The organism is Dellaglioa sp. CoH-57-MRSF-16 (assembly GCF_056782055.1).
Map to the genome: position 1 here is coordinate 1 of NZ_JBXAXZ010000218.1, position 243 is coordinate 243.

Annotated in this window: 1 protein-coding gene; it reads right to left on the bottom strand. The window is 54.3% G+C overall.

The features are described from left to right. The coding region (locus tag AC1RPH_RS08490; protein WP_481762147.1) for a hypothetical protein at positions 1 to 243 on the bottom strand (243 nt) is incomplete at both ends.

Sequence of the window (243 nt, forward strand, 5' to 3'; positions counted from 1 at the left end):
GAGTGAGCGATCCGTTACCTGTGGCGTTCACTGCGTAAATACGACGTGCTGATATAGCAGGCTCAGTTTCAGGAGTCGGCCACACACCCGCGCCAAGGGGCCACGTAGGGTCCGCACCGGATACGCTCTGAATCACCAAGTCGTCGATGAAGTAACTGACGAAGTTCGAGGCAAAGAACTTGAGGCGGTTAGCAATCTGTCCTGTGGTGAAGTTGTCAGCGCTCCACGTCACAGGAATATCTT